Raw genomic sequence first — 16666 nt, forward strand, 5'->3', positions numbered from 1 at the left:
TCCAGGGGGTCGACGTGCTCAAGACGCCCCACCACGGGGCGAAGACCCAGGAGGAGGCGTTCCTGACCGCCACAGGCGCCCGCCTGGTCCTCACCTCGGTGGGACGCGACAACTCCTACGGCCACCCGTCCCCGGAGACGCTGGCCGTGATCGAAGGGTTCGCCGGGGAGCACTACCGGACCGACCTGCACGGCGACGTCGCCGTCGTCCCCGGTCCCGGCGGCCCCGAGGCCGCGCCCCGGGGAAGGGGGGAGAGGGACGGTGGAGGAGGCGGAGTGAGCGGGGCGGCACCCGGATCCGCCCCGTCCGGTCACCGGCGCGTGGCATGCTGCTCGTATGGCTTCCACCCCGGTCTCCCCCGTCACCCTCGTCGTCGGCGACGAGGAGCTGCTGGTCGACCGCGCCGTCGCCGCGCTCGTCGCCTCCGTCCGGGACGGCGACCCCGAGGTGGACGTGCACGACCTGGTGCCGTCGCAGGTCACCGCGGGCAGACTGGCCGAGGCCGCCTCACCGTCGCTGTTCGGTGAGCGCCGCGTGGTGGTGCTGCGCTCCTCCCAGGACCTCACCAAGGACCTGGCCGCGGAGGTCACCTCCTACCTCAAGGACCCGGCCGACGACGTGGCGCTGGTGCTCGTGCACGCGGGCGGGGCCAAGGGCAAGGCGCTGCTGGACGCGGCGAAGAAGGCGGGGGCCGCGCGGGTGGACTGCGCCAAGCCCACCAAGCCCGCCGAGCGCCTGAAGTTCATCAAGGAGGAGTTCTCCCGGGGCGGCCGCCAGATCACCGCGGACGCCGCCCAGTCGCTGCTCGACGCCGTCGGCAACGACCTCCGGGAGATCGCCGCCGCCTGCACCCAGCTCATCGCCGACACCGAGGGGCGGGTGGACGCGGCCGCCGTCGCCCGCTACCACACGGGCAAGGCGGAGGCCACGGGCTTCACCGTCGCCGACCGGACCGTGGAGGGCCGCCTGCCTGAGGCGCTGGAGCAGCTCCGCTGGTCGCTGTCGGTGGGAACCGCCCCGGTGCTGATCAACAGCGCCCTGGCGGGCGCGGTCCGGGGCATCGCCGTGGCCGCCCAGCCGCCGCGAGGGGTCCCCGAGGCCGAGATCGCCAAGCGGGCCAAGGTGCCGCCGTGGAAGCTGAAGACGCTGCGCCAGCAGGCGCGCGGCTGGACCCCGCAGGGCGTGGCCCGGGCCATGCGCGTGGTGGCCGAGACCGACGCCCTCATCAAGGGCGCCGGGCGCGACCCCGCCTACGCCCTGGAGCGCGCGGTCATCGAGATCGCCACCGCCCGCAACGCGGGAAGGGGCTGAGGGGCCCGCCACCGCCCGGCGCCCAGCAGGCGCCCCACCGGCCTGCGGATCAGCGGCAGAAGGGCCCCGGTGGCCGATCCCGCCGTCGGCGACGACGGTGACGTAGGCGGCTCCGTCACCCGCGCACGGAGGCGGATGGCCCCGGGCAGGGCGAAGGAGAGCCGGGGAAAAGGAGAGTACGGGCACGGGAGCAGGCCGCGCCGGTCGAGGACGCGGCCCCGTCGGCGGGCGGCCGAAGACCGACCGTCCAGGGCGGCCAGGACCGCAGAGGGATCCGCCACTCCGGCGGACGCCATCCGCCCTACCGCCCCTGCCGCGTCAGCGGATCGTCTCGCCGCCGCGCCACACGCGCAGCGACTTGAGGCCGTACGACCACGCGAACGCCCCCTCGTGGTCGGCGTCCCACTGCACGATGTCGGCGTACTTTCCCGGTGCCAGCACCCCGCGGTCGCCGCACCCCAGGGCGTAGGCCCCGCCCACGGTGGCCGCGCGCAGCGCCTCCAGCACGCTCATGCCGAACATGGCCACCGCCATCGACACGGCCAGCGGCAGCGACATCGCCCCTGACTGGCCCGGGTTGTGGTCGGTGCCCAGCGCCACCGGGACCCCGTGGTCGAGCAGCGTCCGCACCGGCGGGCGGGAGCCCTCCATCAGCGACGTCGTCGGGCACACCACCACCGGCGTGGCGGTCTTGGCCAGCGCCAGCACGTCGTCCTCGTCGATCTCGTGCAGCAGGTCCACCGAGGTGCACTGCAGGTCGGCGGCCATCCGCACGGCGCCGTGCCGCGGCTTGGCGCAGGCATGCAGGTGGGTGCGGAGCCCCGTCGCCCTCCCGGCCGACAGCAGCCGGTACGCGTCCTCGGCGGTGAACTGGTGGTTGTCGCAGTAGACGTCCATGCCCTCGGCCCCGGCCTGCGAGGCGTCGCCGAGCCAGGAGGCCACCGCCTCCACGTAGTCCTGCGGGCGGCCGAAGTACTCCGGCGGCACCGCGTGCGCCGCGAAGAAGGTGACGTGCAGCCGCGGCATGCCCGGCTCCTCCTCCAGGGTGCGCAGCAGGCGCACGTCGGCCAGCTCGCCGTCCCGGGTCAGGTGGTAGCCGGTCTTGGCCTCGACGGTGGTGCAGCCGGACAGCACCCAGTGGCGCAGCCGTTCGCGCACCGCGTTGCACAGCGTCCACGGGTCGGTTCCGCGGGTCACGGTGACCGTGGAGGCCACCCCGCCGCCGACCCCGGCGATCTCGGACTTGGTGGCGCCGCCGGCGCGCATCGCCACCTCGGCGTAGCGGTTCCCGGCGTAGACGGGGTGGCAGTGGGCGTCGATCAGGCCGGGGGTGACCAGTCCCCCGCCCAGGTTGTCGACCTCGTCGACGTCGACGATGTCGTCGATCACCCCGGGCAGGCTCTGCGGCAGGTCGGCGGCCGCCCCGACCCAGGCGACGCGGTCGCCGTGCAGCAGCATGGCGGCGTTGCTGAGCAGGTCGGTGCCGGTCCACAGGCGCCCGATGTTGGTGAGCAGTCGCACGGTCATCGTCTCAGCGGCTCCCGCCCGAGGTGCTCACGGCCGCGCCGCGGCGGAGGGGGCGGCGCTGCACGGTTTCGGGGAGGACATGGACGGACCTCGATCTCGTCTCGGCCGGGGAGGCATGGGCACCGGGTGTCGGGAGGCCCGCCGCCAGTGTCCCAGAACGGTAGTTCATGCGTGGACGGCGTGTACACCTCCGCACCGCGAATCCGCCGCGGTGCGGGGGCCTCCCGGTACCCGGGGCACCTCCACGATAGAGCGAACGGCGGAACCCCGCGCAGGGTTCCGCCGTTCACGGGCCGTTCGGCCCCGGCCGCCCGCCCGGGGGCGGGGCCGCCGGGGTCAGCTCAGGGCCGCCTCGTAGTCGCGCAGCTTCCCGGCGAGCAGCGCGGGCACCCACGCGTGCAGGGCGGTGCCCTCCCCGGTGTGCTCCTCGGAGAGGATGCGCCCCTCTTCGTGGACCCGGGACACCAGGTCCCCGCGGCCGTAGGGGACCAGGACGCGGACCTCGTGCTGCAGCTCGGGCAGGGCGGCCGCGACCGCCGCGATGACGTCGTCGACGCCCTCGCCGGTGCGGGCCGAGACCTCGACCGCGTCCGGCTCGCGGGTGCGCAGCCGCTTGACGTCCACGGGGTCGGCGGCGTCGGTCTTGTTGAGGACCACGATCTCGGGCACGTCCTGGGCGCCGATGTCGGCGAAGACCTCGCGCACCGAGGCGAGCTGCTGCTCGGGGTCGGGGTGCGAGGCGTCCACGACGTGCACGATCAGGTCGGCGTCGGCGACGTCCTCCAGGGTGGAGCGGAACGCCTCGACCAGCTGGTGCGGCAGGTGCCGGACGAACCCGACGGTGTCGCTGAGGGTGAACGCGCGCCCGTCGGGCGTGCGGGCCCGGCGCACGGTCGGGTCCAGGGTGGCGAAGAGCGCGTCCTCGACCAGCACCCCGGCCCCGGTGAGCCGGTTGAGCAGGCTGGACTTTCCGGCGTTGGTGTATCCGGCGATGGAGACCGCCGGAACCTGCCGGGAGCGCCGCCGGTCCCGCTTGACCTCGCGCGCGGTGGACATCTGCGCCAGCTTGCGGCGCAGCTTGGCCATCTTGGTGTTGATCCGCCGCCGGTCGGTCTCGATCTTGGTCTCACCGGGGCCGCGCAGCCCCACGCCGCCGGAGCTGCCGCCCGCCTGCCGGGACAGCGAGTGGCCCCAGCCGCGCAGCCGCGGCAGCAGGTAGTTGAGCTGGGCCAGTTCCACCTGGGCCTTGCCCTCGCTGCTGCGGGCGTGCTGGGCGAAGATGTCCAGGATCAGCGCGGTGCGGTCGATGACCTTGACCCGGACCGCCTCCTCGAGCTGGCGGAGCTGGCCGGGGGCGAGCTCACCGTCGCAGATGACGGTGTCGGCGCCGGTGGCGGCGACCACCCCGGCGAGCTCCTCGGCCTTGCCGCGGCCGATGTAGGTGGCCGGGTCGGGCCGGGAGCGGCGCTGGGTGAGCCCCTCCAGGACGTGGGCGCCCGCGGTCTCGGCGAGCTGCTTGAGCTCGATGAGCGAGTTGTCGGCGTCGGCCTGGGTTCCGCCGGTCCACACGCCGATGAGGACGACGCGCTCCAGGCGCAGCGACCGGTACTCGACCTCGGTGACGTCCTCGAGTTCGGTGGACAGCCCGGCGACACGGCGCAGCGCGTTGCGCTCCTCCAGGTCGAGCTGGCCGGGTTCGGGGTCGGGGCCGTGGGAGCCGCCGTCGGCCGCGTCCCGGCCGCCGGCGCCATGGGGGCCCGCGGGGCCCCCGGCACGGCCGTCCGACGGAGCGTGGCCGAAGCCTTCGGCCGCGGTGTCGGGGCCGTGTTCGTCAGAAGTACTCAATATCCCTCCAGCAGGGGCAACGTCCCGGTGGCGCCGGTTGTTCCCTGGGATGGTCGCACGGCGCTCAGGCGTTGGCACGGGGTTTTCACACCGACCGGCCCGTGGGCGCGCTCCCGGGCGCGTCGGGGGGACGCGTCAACGCTAGGCAGAACACACCTTTTCTGCCGGTATCCGAAGGAGGTCGGACCCTTCCCAAGAAAACTTCGCAAAGTTTACGCTGAGCGGAAGGTTTCCGGGCGTGTGAGAGGCTCACAACGTTGACCAGCGGTCCGACCGAAGAGTAGCGTCATATTCCACATCCCAGAACATAATTTCGCTTTGTGGAAGGTAACGCATGGGCGCCACGAACGGGGTCGAGATCACCGGCCCCCTCCACGACCGGTACGACGAGATCCTCACCGATGACGCTCTCGCGCTCGTCGCCGACCTGCACCGCCGCTTCGAGCCGCGCCGCCGCGAACTGCTCGCCGCGCGCAAGGAGCGCCAGGCCCGCATCGCCGCCGGCGAGAACCTGGACTTCCTGCCCGAGACCCGGGCCGTCCGCGAGGACACGAGCTGGAAGGTCGCCCCGCCCGCCCCCGGCATCACCGACCGCCGCGTGGAGATCACCGGCCCCACCGACCGCAAGATGACCGTCAACGCCCTCAACTCCGGGGCGAAGGTCTGGCTCGCCGACTTCGAGGACGCCAACACCCCGCTGTGGGAGAACATGATCGGCGGCCAGCTCAACCTGCGCGACGCGCTGGACCGCACCATCGACTTCACCTCCCCGCAGGGCAAGACCTACGCCCTGAAGGAGGACTCGGAGCTGGCCACCATCGTGGTCCGCCCGCGCGGGTGGCACCTGGACGAGAAGCACGTCCTGGTCGACGGCGAGCGCACCTCCGGCGGCATCGTCGACTTCGCGCTGTACCTCTTCCACTGCGCCCAGCGCCAGCTCGACAAGGGCAAGGGCCCCTACTTCTACCTGCCGAAGATGGAGAGCCACCTGGAGGCCCGGCTCTGGAACGACATCTTCCTGGCCGCCCAGGAGCGCCTGGGCATCCCGCGCGGCACCATCCGCGCCACCGTGCTCATCGAGACCATCCCGGCCGCGTTCGAGATGGAGGAGATCCTCTACGAGCTGCGCGAGCACTCCGCCGGGCTGAACGCCGGGCGCTGGGACTACCTGTTCAGCGTCATCAAGACGCACCGCACCCGCGGCCGCAGCTTCCTGCTGCCCGAGCGCAACGCGGTCACCATGACCGCCCCCTTCATGCGCGCCTACACCGAGCTCCTGGTGTCGACCTGCCACCGCCGCGGCGCCTTCGCCATCGGCGGGATGGCCGCGTTCATCCCCAGCCGCCGCGACGCCGAGGTCAACGAGCGCGCCCTGGCCAAGGTGCGCGACGACAAGACCCGCGAGTCCGGCGACGGCTTCGACGGCTCCTGGGTCGCCCACCCCGACCTGGTCCCGGTCGCCATGGAGATCTTCGACGGCGTCCTGGGCGACAAGCCCAACCAGCTCGACAAGCAGCGCGAGGACGTCGCGGTCAAGGCCGGGGACCTGCTCGCGGTCGACGCCACCGAGGGCGGCATCACCGAGGCGGGCCTGCGCTCCAACGTCAACGTCGCCCTGCAGTACCTGGCCGCCTGGATCGGCGGCAACGGCGCGGTGGCCATCCACAACCTCATGGAGGACGCCGCGACCGCCGAGATCTCGCGCTCGCAGATCTGGCAGTGGCTGCACAACGACGTCACCCTCGACGGCGGCTCCAAGGTCACCGCCGAGCTGGTCGACCGCATCATCACCGAGGAGCTGGAGGCCATCAGGGCCGAGCACGGCGACGCCTACGACGCCGAGCTGTTCGACCGCGCGGTCGAGCTGTTCCGCGAGGTGTCCCTGGCCGACGACTACGCCGACTTCCTCACCCTTCCCGCCTACGAGCGGATGCCGTAACGTCTGAGGCCGAGATCACGGAGCGCGCGGGGCGTCCCGCCCGGGGCCGGGCCCGCGCGCTCCGCGCGGCTGTCGCCGACGACGGGCGGGAGGGCGAGTGCCATGCGGGAGCGGCCCATTCGGGACCGGTCGGAGCAGTCACCCGATGACCGGTCGACCACGGACCGGCTGAGCGCCCTCGTCCCCCGCCTGAGACGCATCTGCGGCGACGACGGCGTCATCACCGACCGCTCCCGCCGCCGCACCTACGAGAGCGACGGGCTCACCTACCACGCCGAGGTGCCCGGGGTGGTGGTCCTGCCGACCACCGCCGAGCAGGTCGCCGAGGTCCTCGGGCTGTGCGCGGCCGAAGGCGTGCCCTTCGTCCCGCGCGGCGCCGGGACCGGCCTGTCGGCGGGAGCGCTCCCCCGCACCGACGGTGTCCTGGTCACCACCTCGCGCATGCGCCGCGTCGTCGAGGTCGACCCGGACAACGAGTGCGCGGTCGTCCAGCCCGGGGTGGCCAACCTCGACATCACCCGCGCCGCCGCCCCCTACGGCTACTATTACGCCCCCGACCCCTCCAGCCAGCAGGTCTGCTCGGTCGGCGGGAACATCGCCGAGAACTCCGGCGGCGCCCACTGCCTGAAGTACGGCTTCACCGTCAACCACGTGCTGGGCCTGCAGGTCGCCACGCCCCAGGGGGAGCTGGTGCGGCTGGGCGGAAAGGCGCCCGAGGCCCCCGGCTACGACCTGATCGGCGCGTTCATCGGCTCCGAGGGCACCCTGGGCATCGCCACCGAGGCCACCGTGCGCCTGGTGCGCACCCCGCAGAAGGTGACCACGCTGCTGGCCGCCTTCGCCGGGATGGACGCCGGCGGGCAGGCGGTCTCCTCGGTCATCGCCGAAGGGGTGCTGCCCGCCGCCGTGGAGATGATGGACGCGCTGTCCATCGAGGCCGCCGAGGCCGCCGTGGCCTGCGGCTACCCCGAGGGCGCGGGCGCGGTGCTCATCGTCGAGCTGGACGGGCCCGCCGCCGACGTGGACGCCGACGCCGCCATGGTGCGGCGGTTGTGCGAGCGCGCGGGCGCCTTCGAGATCCGGGAGGCCAGCGGCGCCGCCGAGCGGGCGCGCATCTGGAAGGGGCGCAAGTCGGCGTTCGCCGCGGTGGGGCGGATCAGCCCCGCCTACATCGTCCAGGACGGGGTGGTACCGCGCACCGCGCTGGGCGAGGTGCTCGGCGACATCGCCCGGCTGTCGGCCGAGTCGGGCATCAGGGTGGCCAACGTGTTCCACGCCGGGGACGGCAACCTGCACCCGCTGGTGCTGTTCGACGACGCCGAGCCGGGCGCGGGCGAGCGCGCCGCCGAGGTGTCCGGCGCCATCCTGGACTTGTGCATCCGGCACGGCGGGTCGATCACCGGCGAGCACGGGGTGGGGGTGGACAAGGCGTGCTCGATGCCGCGCATGTTCACGTCTCAGGACCTGGAGACCATGGACCTCTTCCGGCGGGCGTTCGACCCGGCCGGGGTGGCCAACCCGGAGAAGCTGCTGCCCACGCCCCGGCTGTGCGGGGAGGTGCCCGGGGTCCGCAAGGACGTGCACCCCTTGGTGGCGCAGGGGCGGGCGGAGCAGTTCTAGCGGGCCCGACCGGGGAACCGTCTCCCTGAGGGACCGCACGGGCCGCTCCCGAGGGACCGCGAGGGGCGGCTCCCGGGGCGCGTGCACGAGGCGTGCAGGAACCGTTCAAGAAGGGCGGGCGATGACCGGCGAAGACCACCAGGAACAGACCGCTGGGCGGGGCGGAGCGGACGGCGCCGCAGGGGCCCTGGCGGCGTCCGGCGTCCCCGTGCGCCCCGGGACCGACCGGGACGCGGTGGGCGGCACCGTCCCCCGGTGGGTCGCCGAGCCCGCCGACACCGGCGGATGCGCGGCGGGGGGCGCCCCCNCGGGAGGGGCTGGCCCTCGTGCCGCGCGGGGCGGGCACCAAGATCGGTTGGGGCGCTCCCCCGCGCCGGTGCGACGCGGTCGTCGACCTGTCGGCGCTGAACCGGGTGGACCACGCCGCCGGGGACCTGGTGGTCGAGGCCGGTGCCGGGACGGCGATGGAGGACCTGGCCGAGGTCCTGGGCGCGTCCGGCCAGCGGCTCCCGGTCGACCGGGTGGTGCCGGGCTCGACCGTCGGCGGTGTGGTGGCCACCGGGCTGTCCGGGCCGGGGCGGATGCTCTATGGGCCGGTGCGCGACCTGATCCTGGGAATGACGGTGGTGCGCGCCGACGGGGTCGCGACGAGCTCGGGCGGCCGGGTCGTCAAGAACGTCGCCGGGTACGACCTGGGCAAGCTGCACACCGGGGCCCTGGGGACGCTCGGGGTCATCACGTCGGTGACGTTCCGGCTGCGCCCGGTCCCTCCGGCGTCGCGCGTCGTGTCCGCCGAGGCCGACGGCCCCGTGCGCGCCCGGGAGCTGGTGGCGTCGGTGCTGCGGTCGCACACCGCACCGACTGCGATCGAGGTCGACCGCCCGGCCGGAGGGGCGGTCGCGGTCCACGTCCTGCTCGAAGGGCCCGGGGACGGCATCAGAGCGCGCGCTGGGGAGGTGTGCGCGCTGCTGCCCGACCCCTCCGTGTCCGAGAACCTGCCCGACGGCTGGGGGGCGCTCCCCGGGGGCCCCGGGGACACCCTCCTGAAGCTGACGACACCCCCGGCGCGGCTGCCCGCCGTGCTGGACGCCCTGGCCGGGGCCGCCCCTGACGCGGGGCCCCTGCCGGTCCGAGGGGCGGCGGGCTCCGGCGTCCTGTTCAGCGCCCTGCCGTCGGCCACCGCCCCGGCGAGCACGGTCCAGGCCGTCGCGGCCCTCCGCGCCCGCGTCGAGGAGGCGACCAGGGGCCACGGCTCCCTGACCGTCCTGGACGCGGCGCCTCCGGTGCACGCGGCGGGCCTGGACCCGTGGGGGACGGTGCCCGGACTGCCGCTCATGCGGTCGATCAAGGAGAACCTGGACCCGGACGGTGTCCTGTCCCCCGGCCGGTTCGCCGGGGGCATCTGACGGCCCGCCCCTTCCCTCGCATTCCGCGCCCCGACCCGCAGGGAGGACACCCGATGACCGAGAGCGCCAACGGCACGGAGAGCACCGGAGGCTCCGGGAGCACCGAGCGGCCCTTCCCCGACCTGCTGTCCGACTGTGTGCACTGCGGCTTCTGCCTGCCGACGTGCCCGACCTACGTGCTCTGGGGCGAGGAGATGGACTCTCCCAGGGGGCGCATCCACCTCATGGAGCAGGCCGAGGAGGAAGGGGCGTTCACAGACGCCTCGGTGGGGCACTTCGACAACTGCCTGGGGTGCCTGGCGTGCGTGACGGCGTGCCCGTCCGGGGTCGCCTACGACGCGCTCATCGAGACGACCCGAGCGCGCGTGGAGGAGGAGCACGAGCGCCCCCGGGCGGAGCGCCTCATCCGGACGGCGATCTTCTCCCTCTTCCCCCACCGGCGCCGCCTTGAGCTCATGCGCGGCCCGTTGCGCGCCTACCAGGCCAGCGGCCTGCCCAAGCCCCTGCGCGCGTCCGGCGTGCTCGACCGCATCTCCCCTTCCATGGCGGCGATGGAGCGCATGGCGCCGCCCATCAAGGGGAAGGTCCCCGCGCTCCCCGAGCGCGTCCCGGCCGTCGGGCAGGGGCGGGCCGTCGTCGGCATGCTCACCGGGTGCGTGCAAGGGGCGTTCTTCCCCCAGGTGAACACGGCGACGGCACGCGTGCTGGCCAGTGAGGGCTGCGAGGTCGTCATCCCCAAGGGACAGGGCTGCTGCGGCGCGCTCTCCTCGCACTCGGGCCGCGCCGAGGAGGCCGCGCGCTTCGCCGAGCGGACCGTCCGCACGTTCGAGAGGGCGGGGGTCGAGGCCGTCGTCGTGAACTCCGCGGGATGCGGCGGCACCATGAAGCACTACGGCCGGGTGCTGCGCGAGGCGGGCCGCCCGGAGGACCTGGTCCGCCGCGCCGAGGCCCTCTCGGCAAAGGTCGTGGACTTCTCCGAGTACCTGGCGGCGCTCGGCCCGCGCGCCGAGCGCCACCCCCTGCCGGTGCAGGCCGCCTACCACGACGCCTGCCACCTCTCCCACGGGCAGGGGGTGACCGCCCAGCCCCGGGACCTACTGCGCTCGATCCCGGAGCTGGAGGTGGCCGACCTTCCCAACCCGGAGATCTGCTGCGGGTCGGCGGGGGTGTACAACCTCCTCAACCCCGAGCCCGCGTCCGAGCTGGGGACCCGCAAGGCCGACGACGTGTCCTCGACCGGCGCGCGCCTGCTCATCGCGGGAAACCCCGGGTGCTCCCTGCAGATCGCCGCGGCCATGCGCGAGCGCGGCGAGGAGATCGCCGTCGCCCACACGGTCCAGGTGCTCGACGCCGCGATCCGGGGGCTGCCGCCGTCGGCGCTGCTGTCCTGAGCGGCGGAGCGGCGGCCCCGGGCGTCCGGTTCAGCAGGACTGGGTGATGAGGACGCCGTTGGTCTGCTCCGGGTTCAGCAAGGCGTAGGCGAGCCCGCTGTCGCCGCAGTTGATGGAGTACTTGTCGGTGGCCGAATCGATGGTGGCCAGGTGGTGCCAGTCACTGTCGGGGGACTCGTCCATCTGGAGCCAGAATGCCTCTCCGCCGACCTGGACGTCGGGGAGGTCGCCCTTCTCCTCGTCGTGCTTCGCATCCTTTGACCACCAGGCGACCGCTCTCTCCTCGTCCTCCTCGCCCTCGACCTCGGCTTCTACCGACTCCGTCTCCGGGACGTACGGCGTGAGCTCCACCCGGTACGCCACGGGCTGGGCCTGGCCGACAGAGATCTTGTGCAGTGTCGGGCCCTCCGCGACCGGCGCGGTGGGCACCCGCGGTGCGCCTCCCGGCTGGACGATGACGGTGTTGGGGGCGTGGGAGTCGGTCACGTAGTAGGACGACGGGGCGTCGGTGTTCCAGTCGTACTCACTGAGGTCGCCCAGGTCCGGGTCGTGGTCTCCGAACCCGTCGTCCTCCATGAAGATGTAGGCCATCCTCGGCTCGGAGCCGGGGAGCCGCACCTGCGCGATGAAGCGCTGGGCCTTCCCGGACGCCAGGGGCCACTCCGGCTCGGCGAGCCAGTCCGGCTGGCCGCCGAGCCTGGTCGCCGGTCCGCCGTCCTCCGCCCTCACGGATTCGCCTTCGGCCAAGGGCACCAGCCTGCCGATCTGCAGGGTCCGCAGGTCCTCAACGCTCATGACATCTCCTCATCCCGATCCGACGTCGCCCGGTGCGGTCACCGGCACGAACAAGACGGGCCCGGCGGGAATCCGGTTCCCCCGGGCCCGCCGCGATCTCCGCCGGCGGCCGCCGCCCGCTCTTTGGCGAGTCCGGACTCCGCATGTGTCGTGCCTTTTGCCGTGCCGCTCCTAGCGTGGGTCGCAACGACGCCTGTGGACGGCCCCGTCCATCAGGGATCCTCACCGAGGAGGTCAGGACATGACCACGGCCGCCGACATCATGAGACCCGGAGCCCACTGGATACCGGCCGACGAGACTCTGGACCGGGCCGCTCAGCTCATGCGGGAGCACGGGGTGGGCGCCCTGCCGGTAAGCGACCCGATGGACCCCGACGACCGCATGTGCGGGATGATCACCGACCGCGACATCGTGATCATGTGTGTGGCCGCCGGGCACGACCCGTCCCACGTCACCGCGGGCGAGCTGTGCCGGGGGACGCCGCGCTGGATTGCGAGCAGCGCGGGCGTGGGGGACGTCCTGCGGGAGATGGAGACCAACCAGATCCGCCGCCTGCCGGTCATCGACGACGACCGCAGGTTCGTCGGCATGATCAGTGAGGCCGACCTGGCGCACTTCCTCTCCGACGAGCAGCTGGCCACGTTCGTGGAGCGCGTGTACGCCTGACGGTTCCCGACCACCGACCCGACCGAGGGGCCGCCGGAAGGCGCCCCTCGGCGTCGTTCGCACCGGAACGGCCGACGGCCACGGAGCAGGCGCCGCACCGAGGGAACCGCTTCGCCTCCCCATCCGTCGATACCGCCGACACGGCGGGGGCTCTGGGCCCCGCAGCACGCCACGGACGGACGGGAACCCCCCTTGGACAAGACGATCCTGAGCTTTGAAGAGTCCACCAGGCCGATCCGGGAACCGGTCACCAAGTTCGGCGGGCAGCCGGTCTGGCTGGAGGAGCCGACGTGGCCGCTGTCGGCGGAGACCGGCAGCCCCATGAGGTTCATCGGCCAGGTCCGCCTGCCCGGGGACCGGGTGCGCCTCGGCTACATCTTCATGACCGACGAGGAGGACGGAGAGTTCGTCGAGGGCACGTGGGAGCCCGAAGGCGGCGAGAACGCGTTCTTCGCCCAGCCGGGGCGCCCTGCGGCCTTCTATGAGGTCGCCCCGATGGAGACGGGGCCGACGCACGGCCCCGACCACATCGCGGTCACGTCGACCCCCGGCACGGACGACGAATCCCTCAGCTTCCTAGGTGGCACGCCCGCCTGGCTCCAGGGCGACGAGACCCCCGAGGCGCCGGGAAGCTGGGAGCACACGCTCCAGCTGGACAGCTGCGATGCACCGTTCGACATCAACTTCGGCGACGCGGGAGTCGGGTACGCCTTCCTGAACACGGAGTCCGGTGAGGGCCGTTTCCTTTGGCAGTGCGGCTGACCTGAGACGGACGTCCCGCGCGTGGGGCCCGGGACCCGGCCCCACCCGCGGGCGAGCCGCTCAGGCGCACGGGCGGGCCGGCTCGGCGCAGGCGAGGGCGCTCGGGAGCGCAGGCGAGGGCGCGTTCAGCCGTCTTCACCGCTCCGGGATGCCCAGGGGACGGTCGGCTGGAGCACGGCCTCGGCCAGGGCACCGGAGCGCAGTCCGGTGATCTCTTGGTATTCGGGGTCGGCGACCATCCGGCTGAAGGCCTCGCGGCTGGGATAGCGCACCAACAGCACGGCGTCCCAGTCCTGCCCCTCCTCGGCCACCAGGGGCGTATCGCCGTCACCGGCATAGAGCAGCTCCGCGCCGTACCTGGCCAGGAAGCGCCCGGCGCGCCGCGAGTACTCCTCGTAGGAGGGCCGCCCGTCGGGGGCGAAACGCAGCAGGTTGAGCATCACCACGGGACCGCCGGGGTCCTTCTCCACCAGTCGTGCGAGGTCGTCACCGGAGGGGTCGACCGCCATCGGAACCTCCTCGTCGCAGGGGCAAAGCACCGCCGACCGGACCGCCCGCACCCCCGCGAACGGCCGAGACGGCACACCCCCAGCGTGACATACCGCGCGGTCGGTATCGAGGTGTGGAGGAAGAGCCATCCCCCGAACCACTCCGGCACCTCAGAACCGTATGGCGACCGGGCCGCCGTCCTCGTCACGGCCGACCGGGTCGGGGAGGCTGCCCGCCGCCCCACGGGCGATCCGCCCCGCAGACCACGCCGCCGCTGCGGCGTCGAGAACGTCGTCCACCGGAACAGACCCCGCATCCCCCAGGTCGCCGAGGATGGCGATGCCCTGGTCCGCCAGGAGCCGGACCCGCTGTGCCTGCCCGTTCCATGTGCGCTTGCTCCATGCGAGCGGGCCGCCGGCCATCGCGGCGAAGGAGACCTCCGGGTGGACCTCATGCATCCGGACGCCACGGCGGCGTTGTCCGTCGGCCTCGCGGATCTTGGGGAACAGGGCGAAGGACTGGGCGGCGACCCCCTTGCCTGCGAGCCGCCTCTGCACCCGGCCTGCCTCCGCACGGCTCGCGCACCCCAGGACCCGGCGCGATGGCACCGGGAAGACGCTCCCCCGGCGGGGGCCGAGCATCTCCCTGGCCCGGAGGTCGCACTCGCGCCAGAGCCCACCGTCCTTGGGCAGGCCCAAGGGAACATCGATCGCGATCACCGCGCCGTCGGCCCCCTCGATCAGTTCGGCGAGCCCCGGATGGAAGCGCGCCTCGGCGAAGGCTCCTCCACGCAGATGGACGGCGATCCAGCCGCCCGCACATCCGTCCACTCCAACGACATGGTCGCCGAGGGCAGGTCCGGAATCGGCGCTACGCGGCTCATCCCCCATACGGACCCTTTTCCCAGGGCACGGGTCACCACTCCATCTGACAGCGTTGGCCCCCTCGGGCCGCCGACCGGATCCACTGAGACCCCCGGACAGACGTCGCCATTCCCCCTGATTCCCGTGAGGACACGGGAAGAGACAGAGACGGATGTGAACGGACACCGCCTCCCCCACGCCTCCATCATGGGATGGCAGGACCGAATGCACCATGAGGCCGCTGGGGCATTTCACACTCCCTGGGGCTTGTGAGGGAATTTTGGTTGCGAGAACGGCAAACGTACTCATTTTTTTATCGAAAAGGCGCATCCCTCTCGTGCGGCGTCTCGCTATCATCCCAAAACCGGCGGATTGAATTCCGACAAAAGGGGTGGCCATGGGCGAGAAGGGGATCGGGAACCGGTACCGGGTGAAGACCGGCGACGTCTCCGGCCAGGTGGTCGTAGGGGACGACAACACCGTGGTCACGGCCCACGGAGACGCCGGTGAGGCGTCGGCGGCGGTGAGCCCCGACCTGGAATCGCTGCGCGCCGGATTCGACGCCCTGCGCGAGCGGATCGCCCAGGAGGCCGGGGAGGGAACGGACGCCGCCGCCCGCGAGCGGGTCGACGAGCTCGAAGAGGCGGTCACCGCCGAGGAGCCCGAGGTCTCGGTCATGGTCTACGTGCGGGACTGGTTCGCCAAGCGCCTGCCCGCGCTCGCCGGGGCCGTCACCGCGCTCATCGTGCACCCGTTCGTCGGGCGGCTCGTCGAGCACGCGGGGGACGCCGTGGCCGCCGAGTTCTCCCGCCACTTCGGCGGTGAGGGCGGGGCCGCGCCCGGGGGCGGGTAGTGGAGGGGGGACCCGGTCACCGGGTGGAGGTCGGGGGGAACGTCACCGGGAGCGTGGTCGTCGGCGACCACAACATCGTCGTCACCGCCGAGCGCTCCCACGTCAGCGTCGTCCAGCAGGGGCGGCGGCCGGAGGTCCGGCGCCGGGAGGAGGTCCGCCTGCTGCCGCGCCGCGTGCGCAATCCTGTAGGGCGCGGCCGGGAGCTGGACGCCGTCACCCGCGCCCTCGCCGAAAGCGGCGCCGTGCAGGTGTACGGCCCCTCCGGCACCGGAAAGAGCACCCTGCTGCGGATGTGCGCCCACGAGGCGCAGACCGGCCGGGGCGGGTTGGCCTTCGTCGACGCCGCGGGACAGGACCCCGGCGACGTCCTGCAGGAGGTCTTCGCGGCCTGCTACGACGCCCCCGGCTACCGGCCGACCGGCGCGGAGCTGCGCCGCCTGATGGCCGGTGTCGGGGCCACACTCGTCCTGGACGACTTGGACTGTCCCCGGGAGGCCATCGACACGCTGCTGGACACGGTCCCCGATTCGCCCGTTCTGCTGTCCTCCACCCGGCGCACCCTGTGGGGGAACGGCGACGCGATGGCGCTGGAAGGCCTCGCGCACTCCGACGCACTCGCCCTGCTCTCCCGCGCGCTGGGGCACCCGCTGGACGAGGCCGAGCAGGCACTGGCCGACGAACTGGTCCTGGCCACCTCGGGCAACCCCCACCGGCTCCTGCTCGCGACGGCGGAGGGGCGGCTGGCCCGCCCCTCCGAACTTCCCGACCTGCTGTCGCGGATCGTCGCGACACTGGAGCCCACCGAACGCGCCGTGCTGTCGGTACTCGAACTCGCCGGGCCCACCGGTGTCGACACGGGGCTGATCCCGGCGGTGACCGCACCGGGCGCCGACGCCGCCTCGGCCGGTGAACGCCTGGAACGCCTGGGTCTGGTGGTCCCCACCGAACGAGGCGTCCGCCTCGCCCCCGGGCTCGACGGCGGCGCGGCCGAGGCCGTGGCGCCCCCGAGCGGCGCAGAGCTGGCCGCCATCGCCGACCGCCTGGTCCACTGGGTGACGGCGCCGGACCGCTCCCCCGACGAGGCGGCGTCCGCCGAAGGGCTGGTCTCGCGCACCGTCGACGCCCTGGACCGCGCCGGTACCGGCGGTACCGCCGGTGCAGCCGAGGCCGCCGTCCGCCTGGCGCGGGGCGCCGCCCC

Annotated in this window: 13 protein-coding genes and 1 pseudogene; 9 read left to right on the forward strand and 5 right to left on the reverse strand. The window is 73.3% G+C overall.

Annotated features, from left to right (window positions below):
• Positions 1-336: 336 nt before the first annotated feature.
• Complete coding sequence (gene holA, locus D476_RS0117555) at positions 337-1311, forward strand: DNA polymerase III subunit delta (RefSeq protein ID WP_017625242.1); 975 nt, start codon at positions 337-339, stop codon at positions 1309-1311.
• Between the two features lie 318 nt (positions 1312-1629).
• Here holA and D476_RS0117560 read toward each other — a convergent pair whose 3' ends face one another.
• The gene (locus tag D476_RS0117560; RefSeq protein ID WP_017625243.1) at positions 1630-2838 is read right to left on the reverse strand and encodes an amidohydrolase family protein; all 1209 of its coding nucleotides are present in this window, start codon (positions 2836-2838) and stop codon (positions 1630-1632) included.
• A 336-nt stretch (positions 2839-3174) separates the two neighbouring features.
• A complete protein-coding gene (gene hflX, locus D476_RS0117565) occupies positions 3175-4683 on the reverse strand; it encodes a GTPase HflX (RefSeq protein ID WP_017625244.1) in 1509 nt (502 codons plus the stop codon).
• 334 nt (positions 4684-5017) lie between these two features.
• On the opposite strand from hflX, the gene aceB reads away from it, so the two are divergent.
• The 4 genes from aceB (at position 5018) to D476_RS0117585 (ending at position 11039) form a co-directional block, all read left to right on the forward strand.
• A complete protein-coding gene (gene aceB, locus D476_RS0117570) occupies positions 5018-6622 on the forward strand; it encodes a malate synthase A (protein WP_017625245.1) in 1605 nt (534 codons plus the stop codon).
• A 102-nt stretch (positions 6623-6724) separates the two neighbouring features.
• On the forward strand, positions 6725-8242 hold the full coding sequence (locus D476_RS0117575) for an FAD-linked oxidase C-terminal domain-containing protein (RefSeq protein WP_017625246.1): 1518 nt from the start codon (positions 6725-6727) through the stop codon (positions 8240-8242).
• A gap of 326 nt (positions 8243-8568) precedes the next feature.
• Entirely contained in the window at positions 8569-9648 is a 1080-nt protein-coding gene (locus D476_RS33655) for an FAD-binding protein (protein WP_017625247.1), read from the forward strand.
• A 53-nt stretch (positions 9649-9701) separates the two neighbouring features.
• Positions 9702-11039, forward strand: coding sequence for a (Fe-S)-binding protein (locus D476_RS0117585; RefSeq protein ID WP_017625248.1), 1338 nt, complete (start codon positions 9702-9704; stop codon positions 11037-11039).
• 30 nt (positions 11040-11069) lie between these two features.
• On the opposite strand, the gene D476_RS0117590 is transcribed toward D476_RS0117585, so the two are convergent.
• Positions 11070-11834, reverse strand: coding sequence for a DUF1963 domain-containing protein (locus D476_RS0117590; RefSeq protein WP_017625249.1), 765 nt, complete (start codon positions 11832-11834; stop codon positions 11070-11072).
• A 241-nt stretch (positions 11835-12075) separates the two neighbouring features.
• On the opposite strand from D476_RS0117590, the gene D476_RS0117595 reads away from it, so the two are divergent.
• Positions 12076-12501: a CBS domain-containing protein gene (locus D476_RS0117595; protein WP_017625250.1), complete on the forward strand. Its 426-nt coding sequence runs from the start codon at positions 12076-12078 to the stop codon at positions 12499-12501.
• A 192-nt stretch (positions 12502-12693) separates the two neighbouring features.
• On the forward strand, positions 12694-13263 hold the full coding sequence (locus tag D476_RS0117600) for a YwqG family protein (protein WP_017625251.1): 570 nt from the start codon (positions 12694-12696) through the stop codon (positions 13261-13263).
• A gap of 125 nt (positions 13264-13388) precedes the next feature.
• On the opposite strand, the gene D476_RS0117605 is transcribed toward D476_RS0117600, so the two are convergent.
• Positions 13389-13772: a DUF1330 domain-containing protein gene (locus D476_RS0117605; protein WP_017625252.1), complete on the reverse strand. Its 384-nt coding sequence runs from the start codon at positions 13770-13772 to the stop codon at positions 13389-13391.
• Positions 13773-13922: 150 nt separating this feature from the next.
• The gene (locus D476_RS0117610) at positions 13923-14582 is read right to left on the reverse strand and encodes a DUF429 domain-containing protein (protein ID WP_239648742.1); all 660 of its coding nucleotides are present in this window, start codon (positions 14580-14582) and stop codon (positions 13923-13925) included.
• A gap of 430 nt (positions 14583-15012) precedes the next feature.
• On the opposite strand from D476_RS0117610, the gene D476_RS0117615 reads away from it, so the two are divergent.
• Both D476_RS0117615 and D476_RS33660 read left to right on the forward strand, forming a co-directional pair.
• Positions 15013-15468, forward strand: a complete 456-nt coding sequence (locus tag D476_RS0117615) for a hypothetical protein (protein ID WP_017625254.1) — start codon at positions 15013-15015, stop codon at positions 15466-15468.
• A 23-nt stretch (positions 15469-15491) separates the two neighbouring features.
• Positions 15492-16666 (forward strand): annotated as a pseudogene (locus tag D476_RS33660) (hypothetical protein); the annotation flags it as partial.

This window comes from Nocardiopsis chromatogenes YIM 90109 (genome assembly GCF_000341185.1).
GTDB classification, from domain to species: Bacteria; Actinomycetota; Actinomycetes; order Streptosporangiales; family Streptosporangiaceae; genus Nocardiopsis_A; species Nocardiopsis_A chromatogenes.

Coding starts and splice junctions, on each gene's coding strand:
- holA (WP_017625242.1), top strand. CDS start 337: ATGGCTTCCACCCCGGTCTCCCCCGTCACCCTCGTCGTCGGCGACGAG.
- D476_RS0117560 (WP_017625243.1), bottom strand. CDS start 2,838: ATGACCGTGCGACTGCTCACCAACATCGGGCGCCTGTGGACCGGCACC.
- aceB (WP_017625245.1), top strand. CDS start 5,018: ATGGGCGCCACGAACGGGGTCGAGATCACCGGCCCCCTCCACGACCGG.
- D476_RS0117575 (WP_017625246.1), top strand. CDS start 6,725: ATGCGGGAGCGGCCCATTCGGGACCGGTCGGAGCAGTCACCCGATGAC.
- D476_RS0117585 (WP_017625248.1), top strand. CDS start 9,702: ATGACCGAGAGCGCCAACGGCACGGAGAGCACCGGAGGCTCCGGGAGC.
- D476_RS0117590 (WP_017625249.1), bottom strand. CDS start 11,834: ATGAGCGTTGAGGACCTGCGGACCCTGCAGATCGGCAGGCTGGTGCCC.
- D476_RS0117595 (WP_017625250.1), top strand. CDS start 12,076: ATGACCACGGCCGCCGACATCATGAGACCCGGAGCCCACTGGATACCG.
- D476_RS0117605 (WP_017625252.1), bottom strand. CDS start 13,772: ATGGCGGTCGACCCCTCCGGTGACGACCTCGCACGACTGGTGGAGAAG.
- D476_RS0117615 (WP_017625254.1), top strand. CDS start 15,013: ATGGGCGAGAAGGGGATCGGGAACCGGTACCGGGTGAAGACCGGCGAC.